At 42.8% G+C, this 21,170-nt stretch carries 17 protein-coding genes and 2 tRNA genes; 9 read left to right on the forward strand and 10 right to left on the reverse strand.

The window, feature by feature from the left end; translation table 11 throughout:
• The first annotated feature begins 6 nt into the window (after nucleotides 1-6).
• From BTJ40_RS14100 to BTJ40_RS14130, 7 genes are all read left to right on the forward strand, one after another.
• Nucleotides 7-1,005: a hypothetical protein gene (locus BTJ40_RS14100; protein WP_157954076.1), complete on the forward strand. Its 999-nt coding sequence runs from the start codon at nucleotides 7-9 to the stop codon at nucleotides 1,003-1,005.
• 42 nt (nucleotides 1,006-1,047) lie between these two features.
• Entirely contained in the window at nucleotides 1,048-1,983 is a 936-nt protein-coding gene (locus BTJ40_RS14105) for a glycosyltransferase family 2 protein (protein ID WP_157954077.1), read from the forward strand.
• Nucleotides 1,980-3,107, forward strand: coding sequence for a UDP-galactopyranose mutase (gene glf / locus BTJ40_RS14110; RefSeq protein WP_108733694.1), 1,128 nt, complete (start codon nucleotides 1,980-1,982; stop codon nucleotides 3,105-3,107). The genes BTJ40_RS14105 and glf overlap by 4 nt, the downstream gene beginning before the upstream one ends.
• Entirely contained in the window at nucleotides 3,091-4,353 is a 1,263-nt protein-coding gene (locus BTJ40_RS14115; protein ID WP_108733695.1) for a glycosyltransferase, read from the forward strand. The genes glf and BTJ40_RS14115 overlap by 17 nt, the downstream gene beginning before the upstream one ends.
• Complete coding sequence (locus BTJ40_RS14120) at nucleotides 4,343-5,248, forward strand: glycosyltransferase family 2 protein (RefSeq protein WP_108733696.1); 906 nt, start codon at nucleotides 4,343-4,345, stop codon at nucleotides 5,246-5,248. Before BTJ40_RS14115 ends, BTJ40_RS14120 begins: the two co-directional genes overlap by 11 nt.
• 23 nt (nucleotides 5,249-5,271) lie before the next feature.
• A complete protein-coding gene (locus tag BTJ40_RS14125) occupies nucleotides 5,272-6,387 on the forward strand; it encodes a hypothetical protein (protein ID WP_108733697.1) in 1,116 nt (371 codons plus the stop codon).
• 428 nt (nucleotides 6,388-6,815) lie between these two features.
• Complete coding sequence (locus tag BTJ40_RS14130; RefSeq protein ID WP_108733698.1) at nucleotides 6,816-7,292, forward strand: sulfotransferase; 477 nt, start codon at nucleotides 6,816-6,818, stop codon at nucleotides 7,290-7,292.
• A gap of 189 nt (nucleotides 7,293-7,481) precedes the next feature.
• On the opposite strand, the gene BTJ40_RS14135 is transcribed toward BTJ40_RS14130, so the two are convergent.
• The 7 genes from BTJ40_RS14135 to BTJ40_RS14165 all read right to left on the reverse strand — a co-directional run bounded on the left by BTJ40_RS14135 (nucleotide 7,482) and on the right by BTJ40_RS14165 (nucleotide 14,262).
• Nucleotides 7,482-8,351 carry an NAD(+) kinase gene (locus BTJ40_RS14135; RefSeq protein WP_108733699.1) on the reverse strand — a complete coding sequence of 290 codons (870 nt, stop codon included), beginning with the start codon at nucleotides 8,349-8,351 and terminating at the stop codon, nucleotides 7,482-7,484.
• 174 nt (nucleotides 8,352-8,525) lie between these two features.
• Complete coding sequence (locus BTJ40_RS14140; protein WP_108733700.1) at nucleotides 8,526-9,512, reverse strand: 1-aminocyclopropane-1-carboxylate deaminase/D-cysteine desulfhydrase; 987 nt, start codon at nucleotides 9,510-9,512, stop codon at nucleotides 8,526-8,528.
• A gap of 316 nt (nucleotides 9,513-9,828) precedes the next feature.
• Nucleotides 9,829-9,905 (reverse strand) — tRNA-Asp (locus tag BTJ40_RS14145).
• Between the two features lie 27 nt (nucleotides 9,906-9,932).
• A tRNA-Val gene (locus tag BTJ40_RS14150) sits at nucleotides 9,933-10,008 on the reverse strand.
• A gap of 99 nt (nucleotides 10,009-10,107) precedes the next feature.
• On the reverse strand, nucleotides 10,108-12,474 hold the full coding sequence (locus tag BTJ40_RS14155; RefSeq protein WP_108733701.1) for a DUF6351 family protein: 2,367 nt from the start codon (nucleotides 12,472-12,474) through the stop codon (nucleotides 10,108-10,110).
• 197 nt (nucleotides 12,475-12,671) lie between these two features.
• On the reverse strand, nucleotides 12,672-13,301 hold the full coding sequence (gene cysC, locus BTJ40_RS14160) for an adenylyl-sulfate kinase (RefSeq protein WP_108733702.1): 630 nt from the start codon (nucleotides 13,299-13,301) through the stop codon (nucleotides 12,672-12,674).
• 766 nt (nucleotides 13,302-14,067) lie between these two features.
• Nucleotides 14,068-14,262: a hypothetical protein gene (locus BTJ40_RS14165; protein WP_157954078.1), complete on the reverse strand. Its 195-nt coding sequence runs from the start codon at nucleotides 14,260-14,262 to the stop codon at nucleotides 14,068-14,070.
• Nucleotides 14,263-14,397: 135 nt separating this feature from the next.
• On the opposite strand from BTJ40_RS14165, the gene nhaA reads away from it, so the two are divergent.
• Nucleotides 14,398-15,828, forward strand: a complete 1,431-nt coding sequence (nhaA, locus tag BTJ40_RS14170) for a Na+/H+ antiporter NhaA (RefSeq protein ID WP_108733704.1) — start codon at nucleotides 14,398-14,400, stop codon at nucleotides 15,826-15,828.
• Between the two features lie 98 nt (nucleotides 15,829-15,926).
• Here the strand turns inward: nhaA and BTJ40_RS14175 are convergent, their stop codons facing one another.
• Together BTJ40_RS14175 and BTJ40_RS14180 are read right to left on the reverse strand one after the other, a co-directional pair.
• On the reverse strand, nucleotides 15,927-16,322 hold the full coding sequence (locus BTJ40_RS14175; protein WP_108733705.1) for a universal stress protein: 396 nt from the start codon (nucleotides 16,320-16,322) through the stop codon (nucleotides 15,927-15,929).
• 337 nt (nucleotides 16,323-16,659) lie between these two features.
• Nucleotides 16,660-17,490 carry a glycerophosphodiester phosphodiesterase gene (locus BTJ40_RS14180; RefSeq protein WP_108733706.1) on the reverse strand — a complete coding sequence of 277 codons (831 nt, stop codon included), beginning with the start codon at nucleotides 17,488-17,490 and terminating at the stop codon, nucleotides 16,660-16,662.
• A 726-nt stretch (nucleotides 17,491-18,216) separates the two neighbouring features.
• On the opposite strand from BTJ40_RS14180, the gene BTJ40_RS14185 reads away from it, so the two are divergent.
• Nucleotides 18,217-18,459 (forward strand): DUF2188 domain-containing protein, encoded by a 243-nt coding sequence (locus tag BTJ40_RS14185; protein ID WP_108733707.1) that lies wholly within the window; start codon nucleotides 18,217-18,219, stop codon nucleotides 18,457-18,459.
• A gap of 696 nt (nucleotides 18,460-19,155) precedes the next feature.
• Here BTJ40_RS14185 and BTJ40_RS14190 read toward each other — a convergent pair.
• Nucleotides 19,156-20,556 carry a multicopper oxidase family protein gene (locus tag BTJ40_RS14190; RefSeq protein ID WP_108733708.1) on the reverse strand — a complete coding sequence of 467 codons (1,401 nt, stop codon included), beginning with the start codon at nucleotides 20,554-20,556 and terminating at the stop codon, nucleotides 19,156-19,158.
• Between the last annotated feature and the right edge of the window lie 614 nt (nucleotides 20,557-21,170).

Here is a 21,170-nt window from a genome sequence, read left to right on the forward strand (position 1 = left end):
ACCAACATGAAAATCTACATTCATATTGGCTCAGATAAAACTGGATCAACTGCTATTCAAGCAGCCCTAAGTGAAAATCAAGCTGTACTCAGATCACAGGGGATTGAGTACCCGGTGCTCCTAAAGCAAGAAAATCATCACGAATGCCTGTTTCGAGAGATTCGATCAGGCAAAAAAGGCAAATGCTGGGCCGAACTAGAAAGAGTAATCTCCTCTCAGCCAGAGCACCTCATAATAAGCGCTGAAGCCTTATGTAGCCTAAAGGCCTCAGAGGTTGCCCTCTTCAAAAAATGGCTAAACCATTCTGATACCTATGTAATTGCATATATCCGTAGAGCCGATGAATATCTAGAGTCAGGAACCATGCAAAGACTCAAGAGTGCAAAATCATATGCAGCATTCAGGTGGCAGTATCTAGCGGCAAAATATATTCCAACAATTTTTGACCCCTATGTTTATCATGCAGCTTTTAAAACACTTTTTATCAAGCGCTGGAAAAAAGAGTATCCCAACAACATCATCGTACGCCCATATGATAAAAGCCAGTGGGATAGCCAGAATCTAATCCTCGACTTTTTTAGCAGCTTAGGCCTAACTAAGACTCAAAACTCTATCCGAGCCAGTAAAATCACTCGCAATGTCACCCCAAGCATTGCAGGCATCTATGCTACTTCAATTCTGACACGAAACAAGTTTTTCGGACTTCGCTACCAACTCTCTCAGCGTCTTGCAGAGGCCCCTCAACATCAAAAGAAAGGTGCGTTTTTAAGCTGGAATAAGCGAGCATCTGCTCGCCTAATATCCCGAGTGTATAACTGTTTCACAATTAGCTCCCGACAGATCACCTTCTCAAGCGAAAGAACTCCCAGATCTCTCGGATTACCGAGACTATCCGATGTGATAACCACCTCTGAAGATATTGTTGCGAACCAATTAGCTGAAATAAATAAAAGATGCATTAACCTTAGACAAAAACTAAACAATAGCTCACCGGCACACAATTGAATTGCGCATGCAAGGTAAATTTTCACGAAGGAGTTTACTCGTTTGATCTTGAACACTTCAAACAAATCAGCCTCAGCGCCAATCATTGAGATTGTGATTGTAACTTACAATCGAAAAGCGGACCTGCTTGACCAACTGAGACTATTAATGCATTTAGACTACCCAAAAGAATCTTACGGCATTACGATCGTTAATAACTGCAGCAACGACGATACTGCGTCTGCTGTAGATGAGTTTATAGCGCACAACGAAGACTCCAAAATATCAATCAGGGCGCTCAACCTGCCGGAGAACATTGGAGGCTCTGGCGGCTTTAGTAAAGGTATTGGGGCCGCAATATCCCAAAATAGCGCAGATTACATATGGCTACTAGATGACGATGCAACACCGCAAGAAAATACACTAAAACGATTAGTTGGTGGTGCAGAAAGAGAGGCAAGCAAAAGTATTATTGGAGGAGTAATTCTAGACAAGTCAAATGTCGAAAAGGTAACAGAGGCTGGCGCCAAGGTACGCTGGTGGAAAGCCAGACAAGAGTTACTTTTTAGCGGAGAAAAAGTAAACAATCTCCCTGAAGAGCGCTTCGAAAGTGAATATGCATCTGCAGCATGCATGCTAATTCCTATGGCAGCCGCAAAAGAACTCCAAGGATTCGCCAATTTCTTCCTTCATTTCGATGATGTAGAGTGGTGTCTAAGAGCAAAAAAAGCTGGCTATAAGACACTTATTGAGCCACAGGCGCGCGTCGCCCATCCCACAAAAAAAGAATTATATCGACCCGGGATCAAGTACTACGATGTTAGAAATTTTCTATATGTCGCAGCAAGACACTACAGCATAGCAACTCCTTACCTCTTCATTAGATTCCTTGTAAAGGCGACTATTTGCAGCCTCTCTCATCGGAAAAGAAACGAGAGTCTAGAAACCTTTAAAGCATTATTTGATTTTATGACCAAAACTCAGGGAAAATTGCAATGACTTCAACAACTAACTCCATCGCCATTGTCGGTGCTGGATTCTCTGGGGCCGTCATCGGCCGAGAGCTTGCAGAAGCCGGATATAAAATTGAAATTTTTGAAGCGCGAGAGCACATAGCAGGAAACTGCCACACTGAACGCGATACCGAGACTGGCGTAATGGTCCATAAGTATGGGCCACACATTTTTCACACTGCAGATCAAGAGGTTTGGGACTACATTAACAAGTATGCCGAGATGATGCCCTACAAAAACCGTGTCAAGGCAATCTACAAAGGTAACGTATATAGCTTGCCTATTAATCTGCACACCATAAATCAATTCTTCGGGAAAACATTATCTCCTAGCGAGGCCAAATCCTGGATTGAATCTCAGGCAGACCTCTCCATCGAAAACCCTAAAACCTTTGAGGAGCAGGCACTCCGCTTTGTTGGAAAGGATCTGTATGAAGCCTTCTTTAAAGGCTATACCCTAAAGCAGTGGGGGCTCCCCCCTTCCGAACTACCTGCTTCCATTCTTAAGCGCCTTCCTGTGCGTTTTAATTATGACGACAATTATTTCAATCATCCCTATCAAGGCATGCCAAAGAATGGCTATACCGAGATCGTAGCCAAGATTCTTGAGCATGAAAATATCACTGTCCACCTGAACAGCCTCTTCAATCCAGATGAAAGAAAAAACTACAAACATACTTTCTGGTCAGGCCCTCTCGATGCATTCTTTAATTATGAACATGGTCGACTTGGTTATAGAACCCTAGATTTTGAACGAAGCACTCAAGATGGAGATGCGCAAGGGAATGCTGTAATTAATTACACAGAAGAAAAGGTGCCCTACACAAGAATCACTGAACACAAGCATTTCGCCCCCTGGGAAGAACACAAAAAAACTATAATTTATCACGAGTTCTCTAGAGCTTGCGAAGAAAACGATACACCCTATTACCCAATCAGACTCGCTCAAGAAGTTGGCATTTTAAAGAAGTACGAAGAAGCTGCAGATAGAACAGAAAACGTTACTTTTGTAGGAAGATTGGGCACCTATCAATACTTGGATATGGATGTAACTATCAGGCAAGCCTTAAACACGGCAAGAGCATTCAAAGAAAATGAAACCAATAATTAAAAAAATCAAAGCGAAAGTCTTAGAGAAAAAGGATAGCTTGCGCTTCGAGTTAGCTCCCTTATTCTTGCGCCGCTATCAAGACCACTTAAACTCATCTCCCAAATACTTTAGGAGACTCCCCGCTGCGAGCATCCCCACCCCAAGCTTTAACTCAAAGGGGAATATAACTACACTAGCCAAAAGCCGGGTTCTTCACCTTGTTCACTGGTTCGAACTTGGAGGAGCAGAAAAGTTTGCCCTTGAATGTGCAGACTTTGTTAAAAAAAATGGAGGCGTATCATTTGCAATCTCCACCGTCCCATCTAAAAACAAGGATAAACCTGCATTCGAGGAAACATGCAGCGAAGTTATTGAGTTTGACAAAATAGGAGGGAAACCTGAGTTCCTATCATTCTTATTCGAATTTCTTCGGAGCAGAGAGATAACAACCCTTCACATTCATCACTCATCCCTAGGGTATTATCACTTACCTCTCATAAGAGCAATTTTTCCAGAGCTGAAGATTGTAGATTCCGCGCATGTACTTGAACACTTTACTGGCGGCTACATTGAAACCAGCATCTATTACTCTAAATATATAGATACTCATCACGTAATATCTAACAGTCTTAGAGAATACTACCTGAAAGAAAATGTTGCCCCCGACAACCTTCAGCTCTTGTATCTCTCTGGAACATCTCAACCCTTGAGTTCCAAAGCGACCAAAAGAAGTGGGAGTTTTAAAGTTGCCTTTTATGGCCGCTTTGAATGGCAAAAACAGCTGCACGTCACATCTGCAATAATTAAGCAATGCCACAAAAATAAATCGGAAGGTATTGAATTCCATCTCACAGGGCAAGGCTCTATGGAGCAACCCTTTAAAGATTCCCTTAAGGGCCTAATTAAGCAAGGGTACGTTACTTTCTATGAAAGAAACGACAATAAAGATGAAGTATTTAGTGATATCGATTTACTGCTGATCAACTCGGTAAATGAAGGCTTAACACTAACGGCTTTTGAGGCTATTAGCAGAGGTATACCTGTACTTTCCACCGATGTTGGCGCCCAAAGAGAGCTTCTGACAACAGAGGGAGTCGTTGATTTTTTAGACAGGAATCTTATCTCTAAAATGTCAAAGAAAATTTTATCACTCTCTGATTCCTCATTAGAGACAGAAAAACTTCACTCAGCCCAGCTTGAAAACTTCCTTAAAATGCAAGAGCAATCCTTTTGCGAAACTACACTAGGACAGCTTTATGACCAGTAAGATATTTGCTGTTATCGTTACGTATAACCGAAAGGAGCTGCTGGAGAATACGCTTAAGGCAGTACAGAGCCAGACAGAAAATATTTACAAGATTGTTGTAGTCAACAACTGCTCAACAGATGGCACACACCAGCTTCTGGAAAATGCATCTCAGGCAGATCCCAAGCTTCAGGTTCTAAACCTGAAAGAAAATATTGGCGGCGCCGGAGGGTTTTCCGAAGGCATTAAATATGCTTACAAGGACGGAGCAGATTTTGTTTGGATAATGGACGACGACTGCGAACCAAAGCCTAATGCTCTTAAGTCACTTACCACCAATTGGGATCTCCTGACCACCCAAAATATCGAGCCAGGATTCATATGTTCCAAAGTTATATGGAAAGATGACAGCATTTGCGAGATGAATCAACCCAGCCCAACTTGGGACTGGGCTAGACACCAAGACATCAGCAAATCTATAACCAAAGTAGACTGCTGCTCTTTTGTCTCTGTTCTATTCAGTAGGAACGCCATTCAGTCTGTTGGCCTACCTATCAGTGACTTTTTTATCTGGTACGATGACGTTGAGTACACAAAAAGAATATCCAAAAAATATCCATGCTTTATTGACAGCAATAGTATTGTTGCTCACTTAACTCCCGAAAATAAAGGCGTATGGTTTGCGCTAGTTAACGACGCAAATAAATGGAAATATATGCATGGAGCAAGAAACCAAGGATGGCACATTTGGCACCATGATGGTGGAAAGTTATCATGGCTAAGCTTTGTCATTGGACGCCTTCGTGATATGCGCATAGGCAAAGTCCCACTCACACTCCAAGCTAGAATGCTTGTTACACTCCTGAAATCTCCTCTATTTCGCCCAAGAATAGATAGTGACTTACATAAACACTAGAATCTTCAATAGGAGAGAATCAAATGACAGCAGCATACATACATATCGGCGACTATAAATGTGGCTCCACATCCATCCAAACCTCTTTTTTTAGCAGCAATGAGTTGCTCCACAAATCTTCATACCATTACTCTATATCTGCAGGTGTCGACAATCACTTCTGGGCAGCCTATTGGGACGACGGGAGTAGATATGCAAGAGAGTGCGGGCTACCCAAGGAGCAGGCAAAAAATTTAGTTGATAAAGGAAAAGAGAACTTCGCAAGGGAGGTCAACGCACATAGAGACAAAAACTTCATTATCTCTTCTGAGTTCATTTCCTCAATGCCAATTTCAGAGCATTCGGAATTCCATGATTTCTTTTCCAAGCTATTTAGCAAAGTTTATATTATCGCATATATGAGACACCCTACAGAAAGGTATAAATCTCACATAGTAGAGCGAGTTAAAACCGGGCAATGCTCCCTGAAACAGGCTTTAACAGAGAAGTCTCACAATATAACTATACGAAAACTAGACTCTCTTGCAAATACGTTTGGCAAAGATAAGTTACGCATTAGAAAATTTGGGAGGGCTTTTTTTAAAAACAACTCTTTGCTCGAGGATTTTTGCTTCGCAATCAACCTAAACTGCACTGAATACCCAAAAGAAAACAGAAAAAATGAATCCATCAGCACTCAGGCATTATTGGTAGCTGACAAATTATTTGAGATCGCACCTCGCCACTCCAAACATAGAGCAAATGCCTCATATTTATACTCAATAGCTGGTGATACATACCACCCCCCGAAGGAAGAAGTTGATGACCTACTTCGCAAATCTCAAGAGTACCTCACTCTCTTGAGAGATAACTATCAGGTTGACTTTCTCTCTGATGAGATCACCACAAATGAAGAAGTCGATAATTATAAATTCCCAGAGCAATCAATCTATGATATTGCCCACCTACTAAACTCCAGGCATTTATTGGAGAGTGAAATTGATTCCATTAGAGATGCTTCATTAAGCATAGCAATGCTTAACCCTAAGATAGCTTTAGATCTAATGAAAATAGCAGAGAAGCTACGCCCTGAAGGACAGTTTATTAAGAACAAAATTAAAGAGCTTGAAAAACTAGCAAAACAAGGCAATGAAAGCTAAGCCAACCTCCTTACAGACTGAAGCTTACTTTTAATTAAATCCCCCCGGCAAAGCTGGGGGATTTAATTATCTCATTAGTTACCATAGCAAAATACGGCCACACCAGAAAAGTGATAGATTATAACCAAACATAAAGGGGAAAGACATATGAAAGCACTCAGAGCTTGACCCCGTAAAGTAACATAAAGAGCCACAAAATCACCAAGCAAGCTTGCTTAAAGGATGATGGGCCATTCAACTATAATGTAAATTGAGGCATTTATGAGATCAAGTTTTAAGTCTAAGCCGGTATGCATTATTCATTCAATGTACAAAACAGGTACAACCTCTGTTGGAAGAGCTCTCGACACACTGGGACTATTTCCAGGAAAAGAACAAGAGTACTCTCCAGGTATCATTTACAGTACATTCAAGCGATTAATAGATTGATGGCTAGCGTTCGCTCTGCTGATGACATTAATACTCACCTGGAAAATTCTATCCAACTCCTAATGGAGCCCATACTGAAGAGCGTCAATGATTTCTCTATATTTAGTGACAGCCCGATAGGTCATACCAGAATTAATATTTATGCGAAGAAGATAGCATTTCCAAATTCAAAATTTATATGGATTGATAGAGACTTAGAAAAGTGGGTAAAAAGCGTCGAAAACTGGGAGTTAAGTAGCCCTACCGTATATCCTAAAGCAAAAAAGGCTTGGCAAGACAGGGAAAAGACCGCCAATCATAGGAGAGCGGAATACAGAAAAGAGAGATCTCTTGCTGAGTCTTTCCATCGAGACTTTCCAGGAGATATTCTTTTTATGAAGCTGGACAAAGGGTGGCAACCTCTATGCAGTTTTTTCTCTGCACCAATCCCACCCGAACCCTTTCCAGTGTCAAATAAGTTCAATAAAAACCTATAATCTTAAACCTTCGGCCGCCCTCAGACCAATTTACAAAAAGGGAGAGGGCCCTTATTTTCAAGAGGAAGTGTCAGGTTTGGCCTGAACTAATTCAACTAAGGCCTACCCATATTAAATCACTTATCGCTATCAAAGAGGCAACATGAATACAAATGGCGCCAAAAGACTATGCTTATTTATTAAAATATCCTACTCCGCCCACCCCAACTTAGACCTGCAAGTCTCATAAAAATTATGATCAATAGGGTGAATCAAGGTAAGCCGATGTGGTTTTTTGTGGACTCGAATAACATCGCCAGGCTCCGTTACCACCTGATCATGTCCATCACAAGTAATATAAGGCTTAGCAATATTTTGATCCCCGACAATCAATTTAAATTCGCTACTACCCTCCACAACAATTGGACGACTGCTTAAGGTATGGGGGTTCATAGGAACTAAAACTATAGCATCCAACTTAGGATGCATAATGGGGCCTCCCCCGGAGAGCGCATAAGCGGTAGAGCCCGTTGGAGTTGAAATAATTAACCCATCTGACCGCTGTGTATACACAAACTGACCATCGATATAGAGATCAAACTCTATCATTCTTATAAATTCACCGGGATGAAGGACAACGTCATTTAATGCTGAGCCCTTTCCGACAGGCCTACCGTCACGAGTGACCGACATATCCAGTAAGAACCGGCTCTCTGCCATGTATTTGCCAGATAAAACTTCACCAACCTTCTGCTCTACCTGATCAGGCGTAATATCTGTAAGAAAACCTAAACGGCCACGATTAATACCTAGAAGAGGAACACTAAAGCGTGCCAGAGCTCTGGCCGCCCCAAGGAGACTACCATCCCCTCCAACAACAATAACAAGATCACACAACTCACCCAGCTTATCCCTTGAAGATATGCGAGCATTGTGGGACGAGACACTAGAAGCTGTGCCCTCCTCCAATACCACACTGTAACCTTCCTCCTCCAGGTAGGCCATCAAGCGCTTTAGAGAAGAAACTGCATTTTCACTTTCTGTTCGACCGATCAGCCCTATATTCTGAAATTCCGACACAGCTCCTCCCTTTCGGCACTTCAAACAGCCTTTTAGGCCAACACAACGATGAGTTCGCGCCTTCAGTACCGAGTAAGGCCTGGTAGCACAGAACTGACTATTATGCCGTAGGCCTATAGATGAGTCGAACGTCGTAGTTATATTGATCGCTAGCTTGCGTAAAATAGCACAGGCTCAAGCAAAGCCACGTCTCCCTTGCAACCCTCCCGAGTGAACAGCCAATATCTTACTGCCCTTCCGAAGCCGACTGCTTTCTGCACTTTTCGACAGCGCCAATAGCAACTTGGCCGTATATACAGGATCTAACGGAATACCTGTTCCAACTTCAAATTCATCCTGAAATCGCCGTAACTTCTCAGGGTATTTGCCATAACCTCCACAATGAAACCCCGCAAGCAACTGGCAGTTAGCACCACCTGCTTCACCTGTATGAATCGCACTAGCTGCATCAATCTGTGCAACCTCACCCTCAGCCCACTCAGGCGCCAACCACCGCGCCACATCTCTCGCTATACCGTCACCCGCCTTAAGCACCTCAACCCCTACTGTTGAAATACCCTTTAGGCCTAAAGCCAGCCCCGCAAAAGTCGCTCCAGTCCCGCAAGCCGTCCAAACTTGATCAAATTTGACCGGGGCACTTTTTAAAATTATCTCACCTAGAAGCCTTGCCCCCTCCACTCCAGCATAGTTAGCCCCCCCCTCCGGTATGAACAACGCCAATTCCTCTCTCAGCCCAACTTCATTAAGAAAGCTTACCTCCCCTCTTCTGCGATATTGATTCCTGGTCACAAAAATTAACCTCATCCCAAAACGCTCTGCATCTCGCAAAGTAGCACTTAAATTTTGCGCTCGCTCCCCACGGATAATGCCAACAGTATTAAAACCGTAGCGAGCCCCTGCAGCTGCAACGGCATGAACATGATTCGACCAGGCGCCACCGCAGGTTACAATGGTCCTTAATTGGTGAGCCTCTGCCTCCAACAGATTATAAAGAAGCTTATAGGCTTTATTGCCAGAGATCAGGGGATCGAGAAGGTCATCCCTTCGAACCCAAAGCTCTATACCAGGAAATAGATCGCTATCCACTGACTGGTAAGGGACCCTTAATGCAGTTTTTTTAAAGTCATCGATATTTAAACGAAGCAAGGAACCAGAATGCATAGATCAATCCCACAGCAGAGCTATTAACCAGATAAGATTGATTATTGTGTAACGCAAAACAATCCCAAACCTAAAGCTACCCCCCTCTTAAACAGCGAAAATTTTCACGAAAATGAGAGAAATGGTACCTACAACCAACTGAACAAATGAAAGAAAGGCTTGAGCTGGTAAGCTACCAACATAGAGAGCACCAATGAAGAACCTGGGCGAACTTCTAGGTATCAGAATCTGCAGTAATCATGAAACCCAACAATAACACTAAGTCCACAATGGCCAGATACAAAAAAGCCCTCACTGGTGAGGGCTTTTTTGTATCTGGCGGACCGGACGGGACTCGAACCCGCGACCTCCGGCGTGACAGGCCGGCATTCTAACCAACTGAACTACCGGTCCTCGGTAGTAAACTTCCCTTGGGGAAGTTGGTGGGTGGTACAGGGGTCGAACCTGTGACCTACGGCTTGTAAGGCCGTCGCTCTCCCAACTGAGCTAACCACCCGTTGCTCTTTTTCTTAGGGGCCTTGCCCCTTGAGCGAGGCGAATATTACTCGAATGTAATTTTCTGTCAACAATTTTCACGCCAAAAAATCACATCTGATCAATTCCCATCCGATTCGCCCGGTAAAGATACAGGAACACCCTTCACCTCCACCTCCTCGGTACTTGCTCCCTGCAGTACCTTTCCCTGCCGGTAGTCTGGGTCGAGTAGATGCCCCGCTATTTTCACCGGTATCTCTCTGGGAATAAGCTGCTCTTTGGGCTTAGCGAGGTCCTGCTCATTGTAATTACACACACCGGTTGGAAAGATTCTCTTTAAGTCCGCCACTCGGCTCGAGATTTCCTCCGTAAATGGGCCGTAGGTGCCTTTTGCCAAAGCCCGTTCCACCGGTTGCAGTGCGCACTTGAAGATATCATCGGTCACAGGCGCTCCTGCCACCTGCCTCGATGTACTGTGGATCGGATATACCCGCATACATTTACCTGGCGCCCGGCTGTTCCAGGGGCCATTCCAGACATCATCTCCAGAGGCCAATAAATTCCCTTCTTTATCGAAGCAGCGGTCATTGGCATCATCAGGCCGATTATCCACTACGCCTTTTGCTGGATTCCGCACAATGTTCTGCATCCAGCGATCGATCAGATCCAGGGCCTCATGCAACGGGTTATAGCCTTTATCACTCATCCATATCAATTGATTATCCGCATGCCCTCGAGCCCGCCGAATACGCTCGCGTGCTGAGAAAGAGGCAGAGCTGTGATGCATATCCGGCTGTTTGTCTAAGTAGTGCCGCAAGTCAACTATGGGAATCTCTACATCCCCCAGGAAAACATGCCCGGAACGATATATTCCATTGATCGCTTCGAGGCTTGCTCGACTGCGCTTTGCCGGGTTTTGCAATGTTCCCATATTGAGGTTTTGTTCACTCCAAAGAGAGAGGCGAACTGGAAACATACTCCCGTTCATAAACCAAAACTGCTCTTGGCTCTGATCTTCTGGTGCTTTCCAGCCACCTACAGCGGCATTGACTCGCAAAAATGTATCAATATTTATCTTGCCATTTACGAGTGCTTTTAACCCGTATTGCACGCCCTCATTATCCCAAGAGCTATTTGCGTACCCCAATGCATTTGCCCCATAAAACTGGCGAAGATCCTCCCAGTGCGTCCAATGCACTTTTGGAACAACTTCAGTAGCGAAACTCTTCGCAAAGTGAACGAAATTAGGGTTGTTGACCAACGGCACCAAGCCTCGCCACCCGTCAACGCACTCAGTAGTTCCTTGCATCCTATCTCGATAGCGACTATCAAAGATCCCAGCAAAAAAACTTAATACTCCAAATTTGCTTGATCCATTCTCACTGGCAGCCAATCCCTGGATAACCGTGCGCTCTTCTGCTTTTTTCCAGCGCTGATTGGCTTTATCCACGATGTCAAAGAAATACTCCAGGGGCTCACAATCGAAGGCGTAAATAGTTTGGGAGACCATATCCGGGTAGGAATAGAGGGGTATTGCCGCATCTAAAAGACCTGGAGCGTTCTGCGCAAATAAATACTGTTGAATCGCTCCGCCAGACCCCCCGATACCAACGGTGTACATAGGCTCCCCATACAGCGATACAAATTGCTTCTTTACTCTCCTGGCAGCGTCTTCTGCCAACCACATGTTGTAGTGGTTTCTCGTCTGATTGGCAGTCGAATAGACAATTGCGTAACCTCTGGCCAGCTCATCCATTCGCCGAGTGGTGATATCTCCTTTGTTGATCTTCCCCTGGCGGCCTCCAATACCTACACCGCCACGAAACTGGTAGATTAAACGCTTATTCCAGTTACTACCGCTTGGCTTAGCTGCTGACTCCCCTTCTCCTCTTAGTACCGCTATTGCATAAAAGTGACGATTAATGGTGCCGGTCTCTACACGAACAATAAAATCCACTTGCTTTCCGTTTACCGTCACTTTGTCGATGTCATTTCTGGCCTCATGCATGTAGTGAAACTGTCCATCGGTAGTACTTCGGTAAAAGTAGGTAACTTCTGTAGCGTGACTACAGTCACGGCTATACCCAATAACTTCCTTCGTTCTTCGGCCCTTTTCATTCAAGGCGAAGACCGGCACCCCCTCCCCTTCCTGGTTATCGACCAGGGGCTGCTTATTCGTGATGTTGTTTTTCCCGCAATAGAGAGGGTATCTTGATGGGCCGCTGAATAACGTCTCTACGGGCCCTACCTCACCTATCCCTATAGGAAAAGGAAAGTACTCTGGCGGGCGTGACATCATTCTGGGGTGGGGGCCAGAATAAGCCGGCTCAGGCTTGTAGTCCAAAACGCCCTCTGGAACCCCCAATACTGGAGCCTCTACACTCCCATGAACTTTTGGCAGCTGGGTATACCCATACCAGGCTGATGCTCCCAGGCCTATTAGCACCAAGAGCAAAATAGAGAGTATCCAGCCTCTCCTAACGGACATAAGCGCCTCCACAGGCAAACATCACTATCTGTACAGCTTGAGTATATGAACGGATATGCCGGGCGACCGATAGTTGGCGTCGATAGAGACTTGAAGAGAAAGAGGAATGGCTGAGCATCGCGCAGAAGCGCAAATATGGGTGGGAAAATAAAAAAGGGAGATCTATTGATCCCCCTGTTTTTTGTTAGCAGTACCGCTTAGTCTTTGGCGATAATACCTTTCTCCTGAAGCGTGGAAAGAATCACTTCCACCTCCTGCTCAAGAGTCATCTCTGCAGTATTCAGGTGAAGTTCTGGTGAAACTGGTGCCTCATAGGGGTCATCAATACCTGTGAACCCTTTAATCTCACCTGCACGGGCTTTCTTATACAGGCCTTTAGGATCACGTGCCTCGGCTTCCTGCAGAGGGCAGTCGACAAACACCTCCATATAAGGAAGGTCGCCAGCTTCGTGCATCTTTCTTACCATGTCGCGATCTTCGAGATATGGGCTAATAAAACTGGATAGAACAACTACACCGGTATCTGCGAACAACTTGGAAATCTCGCCTACACGGCGGATGTTTTCCTGACGGTCCTCAGCCGAAAAGCCAAGGTTAGAGTTGATGCCCAAACGAATGTTATCGCCATCAAGGCGGTAGCTCAGCACGCCACGAGCAGCCAGCGCTTTTTCCACAGCAACTGCTACGGTACTCTTACCAGAGCCTGAAAGACCAGTGAACCAAAGGGTCACACCTTTGTGGCCCAGGATGCTGGCCCGATTCTCACGGGTGACATCACCCTCATGCCAATGAACATTGGTCGCTTTTTGCTCAACTGTAGTCGTCACTGATCACTCCAAGTCTTGAATACAATTCCTAATGCCACAGGTAAAGGCACTTCAATTCAGCAAGCACCAACATCAACCTGTAATCTGGGCGCCAATTATCAAATATTTAAGTGGTAAGCGTAAAGTCCCTTGTTATAACGTGTCTACTCAGCCCGGTGCCTTAAGTGCATAAGCTGCAATGAACTATTGCCCTCAAATTAAAGGGGATTTTGAAAAAGTAATTCCAAATAGACCCACGCTTTGGAACCTTGTCCGGGAACACCATTCAGCGCAACACCACTCAAATCAGACCTTTACGTCCAGGCCCGCACAGTAAGACTGGGTGATATGTTAACGCTCTTTAAACTGACTTCACTTAGGGATTCTCCATTCCAATAAGCACATTCAATATTTTAATTATTGGTCCTTCACTGAAATGCAAATGAATATGAAGTCGCTATTCTTCACACAGTATCAATAGTCTCCAAAAGTGTGCTTTGTATAAGTAAATATAATGTTATTATTCGGCTGCTAAGTTTTTACCAAAAGCGCTTTTGATTCATATCAACCCGTTGGGTTGTAGTCAACTAAAAACACAGCCAGATACCACTATTAAACTTTAATGAGAAAAAACTAATGCTGTAACACAGGCCTCCCTGAACACAAATTGAAATTGAGAGGCGCACGGTGTAATAGATCAGCAACAAGGCGCTCCCAAAAGAACAGAAGTGCTCCAGTAAACTACACAGGCCTATAGACAATCATCTATCACAGCTAAAGAAAAAAACTATAGCCATTCAAAGCCCTGACCAATATTACTAATGCCCAAAACATACTCACTGACACCACTTGGCAATAAAAGCGTACTATCTACATGTTTGGCAGACAAAACTGCTTCTAAATTCAAAATACCAGCACTCAAACCCGCCAGACTTTTTAAAATGAAGTTCCCACCAGCTGTAAAAACTTTATTATTCAACACTCTTCAGACCAATCATTGAATGACACGCTTAAATCTAGTTAAAAATACAAATTCCATGATAATCTTCCAATTCAAAGTGAGAAGAAACAGCCTTATATTTCATAGGGTTAAGTCTAGAATGGAGGATACTCGCCGATGAGCCAAGGGGTTTTAAATAGGTTTAAAATTCGCAAGGGAAAAATTTTTGAAGCCCCTCTAGAAGAGGCATTTGGTCGCCTGGTCACCCCTTTTGAGGAATTTATTCATCGACAAAGCAGCAGCGGTATTTTATTGATGCTGTCTGCGCTTATAGCTCTCATTGTGGCCAACTCCCCCCTGCAAGAGGCCTATAAACATCTACTTCATATGCCTATTGCAATCAGTGCAGGAGACTGGGCCCTTTCCCTCTCTCTCCATCACTGGATCAATGACGGCCTAATGGCGATCTTTTTCTTTCTCGTAGGTTTGGAGCTAAAGCGAGAGTTTCTCGTAGGAGAACTCTCAGATCTTCGCCAAGCAGTACTACCCGTGATGGCTGCTATCGGCGGTATGGTAGTGCCAGCTCTATTTTACATCTCTCTTAATTCTGGTACCGAAGGTGCTCCGGGCTGGGGTATCCCAATGGCAACAGATATTGCCTTTGCTGTGGGATGTATTGCGCTGCTAGGTAATCGAGTACCACGTGCAGTAGTAACCTTCCTGGTTGCACTAGCCATTGTGGATGATTTAGGTGCAATTCTTGTTATTGCAATCTGGTACACCGAGCAAGTAAATATGACTGCACTCATCGTATCAGGCGGCTTGGTTGTGGTATTGGGCCTGCTAAATGCCGCAGGTATTCGTCGCTCCGCAGCCTACGTCTTCGTTGGTGGGCTCTTGTGGTATGGACTCTATTCCGCCGGTGTTCACGCTACGCTTGCAGGCGTCATTACCGCTATGGCCCTACCAGCCAAACCCAAATACGACCCCGTAGCATTTAGCACCTTCGTAAAAGATATTATTCGCAGCTTCGACCGCTGCTTCCGCCCGGGTGACAAGATTATCGCTAATGACGCCCTCCGAGCCCGCGTTATGGGCCTGGGGAATGGTGTAAATCTTGCCCAATCTCCACTCCAGCGCATGGAGACACGGCTACATATTCCTGTAGGCTTTGTAGTAATCCCAATCTTTGCTCTGGCTAATGCGGGCATCCCTGTCGACAGCTTCAGTAGCTCTGAGGCCATACTTAACCCGGTAACCCTTGGAGTTATTTTCGGCCTGGTAGTTGGAAAATTATTAGGAATTGTAGGGGCTACATGGATAGGTTGGAAATTGGGTTGGGGCCAGTTGCCAAAATCGGCAAATTTCCAGCACATTATCGGTGTTGCACTACTCGCCGGTATTGGCTTCACCATGTCCATTTTCATTGCTGAACTAGCATTCAGCTCACAAAATGAACTGCTTATCCAAGCGAAAGCAGGTATCTTACTTGCATCAGTCATTGCAGGAACTGCAGGTTTCCTTGTACTGCGTAGCGCTCCAGTTTCAGAGGAGGTCAGCGCAGATAGCAAAGATTCAGAATATCCAAAACAAGCTATTTCCAGCTAATTTGAAGCCATAAAAAAGGAAGAGCAGCTCACAGTTGCTCTTCCTTCTCCCAATATATTCAATTTGTTCAGACTAAAAGATCTATAGGGACCTATAAGCTAAACTCTTACCAAAGTTACATCACAGTGAGCATAATTCACAATGCTGTTCGCTGTAGAACCAATAAGGGAACTCAACCCTTTTTTTGAATGTGTTCCCAATACTATTAAATCCACTTTTCTTTTTTCAGCTTCCTTACAAATAACCTCATACGGCTTACCGACTTTGAGGGCTCGATACCTTTTAGTAATACCAAAGTCTTCGGTAATCTCCTCAAACTTCGGAATTGCACTCTCCTTAAGCTCTTTTTGATAATCCTTGGGCAAGAAACTATAAGGCAAAACATTTAAAACTATGAGTTTACTATCAAATTTCTTAGATAGCTCTACCGCCTTAGACAGTACTAATCTGCCCTCCTGAGATGCTTCTATAGCACATAAGATAGTCTTGTACATATATCCCCCTTGCAACACACTTACTAGAAATTTAAATATTGACTTAGAACCAAAAAATTCCTAACGTAACTTTAACTAATAGTTTTACCATCTTATTAAAGAGTTCGAAAGTGTTAACTATTAAAATCCTGCTAAAGGAGTCTCACTTTATCAAATTTAAGCTCTAAGCCTATGGTACACTTTATAAAAATTCTAATAGATAACATTCAAGTAAAAAAGACCAGCGATCAACTGGTCTCGAAGATCCACACTTAACTATATACTTAGAAAATCCGCCCTTACCACACTAACCTTTGTATAGTTATAACATCCTATTTAACTATTAGCTTTTCAGGAACTAGCGTTCTCCAACCTCCTCAAGCGCCTGATAAATTCGACCAGGATAGTCGCCAATAATACCGTCCACACCCAATGATATACTGCGCTTAATATCATCCATATCATTGACCGTCCAAAGATCTACCGCTACACCTTTACTTTGGAAGAAGCGGACATAAGGCTTTGTAGTAATACTGTATGGTAATTGGGCAACGTCAAAGTCAGGGTTGAAGGCCCAACCAAAACCAGAGCTCCAGGCAAGACTAGCTTCTACAAGTTCGCCGATAGTTGCACTGGTTCTTACTTTGCCTTGACTAATATCACGAAAATGATTCATGGCCCTATTGTGCTGACTCGCAACAGTAACTTGCTGCTCCATTCGATAATCTACGATCACCTGCCAAAGGGTTTCTGAAAGTAATTTATCATTAGGCTTAATCTCTATATTAAACAGAGCATTAGGATAGCGTTCAAATAATTCGTTTAGAGTCAGCAATGCAAGCCCTTGATTGCGATAGGGGTAAGTTTCACCGTTATCAAGGGTAAATACATATCCTGCATCCATGGTTTTTATTTCACCAATGGTCAAATCTTCAATTTTATCTGATATACCTACATTATCCTTTAAATCTGCATCGTGATTAATAATAATAAAATGATCTTTCGAAAGATGAATATCCAGTTCCAAAATATCCGCGCCCTGGTCCAATGCCATATCGAAAGCCAGTGAAGTCCCTTGAGGATATTCACCTGAAGCACCTCTATGAGCGAGGATATCTATAGCCCAGACCTGATCACCAACAACCATCGAGAAAAGACAAAATGTAATAACCTTAATTATTTTCTTCATTTTAAAATTTCCTTTGCTAATAATATATAACCGAATACTTAAATACCTCTAAAACATCAATCAAACCCGATCCCTCAGAAATTACATGCATCAATACTTTTGTGAGTTAGAAATCACAACTTTCTCTTCTGGCGTTTAAGGTAACATCCACAGGTTATAAATTTCTCGAAACGTATATTTCACTATTTTGAGCAAAACTGAAATTATTCATATTATTTTTATTTAAAAAATATATGAATATAGAATCTATCAACCCACTTCCACCCCCAATTGAAGAGAAATTAAATTCGTGATTTATTTAACCAGGCTCAAATCGACATCTAACTCTAACGTCCCGCACTAAAACAGTGCAATATCGAGCAAGCGCAATATCAGTACAAATACACAAATTTAGTCAATATCGTCTTCAAATTCATTTATTAGACCGGTCGTACGGGCTCGTGAAACCATGTAGCAAATTTTAAATTAAGCCAAAATACAACTGCAAAGAAAATCGCGCCATTAGCTTTACTTTAGGACAAAATACTGAAACTAAATTCATCTCTGTTAAGGTTCTGTACATGAAAGCTGGAGTTAAATTAAAACGTATAATCAGGGTTCGAGAAATAGTAAAAAGATGATCTACATCTCAGCTCAGATTACAGCTTAAACCGCGTTTCGGCGCATTTGGTCAGCAGTTGCCACTTAGGCTGCCTGTACGGAGCTCAGTTAAAATTGGAGAATCCCATGGAAAGATTCGCAATATTTTCCGGCACTTATAACCTGCTAATGGGTGGAGTAAAAGACTTTAAGCAATCTTTTTATACACAGGAGGAAGCATTAAAGGAGGCAAAGAGGATTGCTAAAAGAGAGTTATTCATCCACTGGGTGCAGATCTTCGACAAAAAGACAGACAAAGCAAAAATATATCGTATTGTTGGTAAAGAACTGGTTGAAGATAGCACCAACCCCTGTAAAGTTAGACTATAAAAAGTAATGACTGGAACAACATCATTACTCCTCTAACAAATTCACCAGCCACCTAGCCCGCATAATGCGGGCTATTTTCGGTGATACTACTTAGACTCACCCCCCTGATTTAGATAAGAAAGTAGTGGCAGGCAACATGCTAATTAAAATGAGAGTAGCTTTCCTCATTAAAAACTAATTAGCACAAGAGCCCAGGAGCAGCTTCAATATAGCAGTTGAGCTTTCCGATCAGTTCCAAATCATTATATACAAACTATTATCGACACATATAACTTTCAACTTATCGACTCCCGCGCGACATACGAATGGACTAGCATCCAACAACATAATTGTCAGCATAAATTCAAGATAAAGAAAAAGGATTCACTTTAAAAAAGGAAAATTATTATTGAATCCGAAAAATAGCTAGAGCTCAAATATCAAGATAGTAGATTAAAAAATAATTCAATTCTAAAACTTCTTTCTAGAAACAGATCCTGAAGCCTAAAAAATATACTCAAAAATAAAACCCAATGAAATAACAACTATCCTTAAAATCAAGCATATAATACTATATTGATATAGTAACCAAGACTAAAAACTTCAAACCTGCCCAATTAAAGATATGTAATATGGATGTTAAACAACCTGACATGAAAAAGCCTGCATTCGCAGGCTTCTGGGTCATTCAGAATATACTCAAACTTCAAATATATATTAAGGTTCAACAACAGCAAACTGTCCCATCATTCCTTGATCTTCGTGAAGCAAAATATGACAGTGATACATATATGGAACATCTGGATCAGCAAAATCATCAAACTGGGTAATAAAGCGAACAGTTTCTCCAGCATCCACTAACACTGTATCTTTTTTACCTGCATGATGAATCTCTGGAGCAGCCCCATTCCTATCAAGAATAAAAAACTGCACATCATGTATATGAAATGGGTGTGCAATATTTGTTGTATTTTCAATTTCCCAGATTTCTATATCCCCAAGCGACACTACTTGATCGATTCTTGCATGATCAAACAACTGATTGTCAAGGGTAAATGGTTGCCCTCGCCTACCTCCCGTCATTTGGATAGTGCGAGTCACTGCTGTATCTGCTTCAGAGAGTCGCTCTAGGACTAAAATTGATGATGGTAAATCAGTAACTGCATCCGCGGTTGGAGCTACACCCCTGAATTCCAGCATAGAAAAGTTTACTGCATCCAGCGGCGTCCCCCCTCCAGGGGTTACTCTACCGCCGGATATTGTCGGACTTAATTCAGATGCATAGCTAACTAGCTCTACTGTTGTGCCTTGTAAGCTATTGAAGTCAACAACGACATCAGCCCGTTCTCCTGGAGCCAGCACAATTCTCTTAATAGAGACCGGTGATTCCAACAGCCCGCCATCGGCACCTATAGCAAAAAAACTTCGATCATCACTAAAGCCAATATTGTAGGCACGCTCGTTAGAGCCATTTAAAATTCTGAGGCGTACCATCTGTGCTGGAACTTCTAAAAAGGGGTCCAAGGTACCATTAATAAGCATCGTGTCACCAAATGGTGAAAGCAGAAATTGCCCATCAGTATCAAAGCTGCGATCTTGAAGGATTATAGGAAATTCATCGACACCATAAGTTTGAGGAAAGCCAGCGGTAACTTCTGTATCATCCCGCACCAGGATCATGCCTGCCAATCCCATGTTAACTTGCTCCATGGTATTCTCATGCAAATGTGGGTGATACCACATAGTCGCCGCCGTATCTAAAACAGGGAAATTTATTGACCAGGTTTCTCCTGCATTGATAATTGAATGAGGACCGCCATCATTTGTTGGCGCCACATGCATACCATGCCAGTGTGTAGTAGTATCTGTACCAAGGTTATTTTTTACATCAATAGAAATTACGTCGCCCGAGTTAAAAATTAGAGTCGGCCCCAAATATGCTCCATTATAACCGGCTGTAGCTGTAGTTATGCCAGGCGAAAATTCTTTAGAGGATGCCTCCATCGACAGATCAAATGTTGTTCCTGTTAATACAGGTGGTATAGTCAGCGCGGTTTGTGCGCTCAGCGATAGAGAAAACAACGAACTGAAAATAGATACTAGAAATACGCGTTTCATATTATTAACTCTCCCAAATTATTAACAGTGACTGAATGCAGATACACTTCTATATCAAATCGGCATCGGTACTTTTACTATTTATGTAGTAAGGCGATCAGACATACCATCCAGACACATCCGTAGATATCTGTACCGTATCATTAATTGAAATTAAGCCTTATAATAAGCCATTTTTGATTACTTAAAAGCTTTAAGCATCAACTCTCCATTTGCAATGAAAACTGATTATCAGATAGCAGAGCGTCTGCCGCTATTTAACTTAGCAACTGTGACTGAAAGGAACTGAACTTTTAACAGTTTTTAACATTTATTAACAATTTCAAAATAGAAACATTTAACCAAGACTAAAAAACCAGCTCTTCGATCAGTATTCTTAGTGGATTTTTTTCATATATTCCAATTTTCTTCGATCATTTCACCCTTATATTCTCGAACTTAAAACGGATAAGGTTCAATCGTTGCCCTCTTATAAGACAGAAACTACAACAGTGAAAGTAGAACTACCCTATTAGATACTGAAAAGACTATACCCTTGAAGTATTAATCCTGGCTAATTACTAGCGATAATCGTAAAACAATCCTAATTCGGTTAATCTAATGTTCAACACTTT

Origin of the sequence: Microbulbifer sp. A4B17, from assembly GCF_003076275.1 — a bacterium.
GTDB lineage: Bacteria > Pseudomonadota > Gammaproteobacteria > Pseudomonadales > Cellvibrionaceae > Microbulbifer.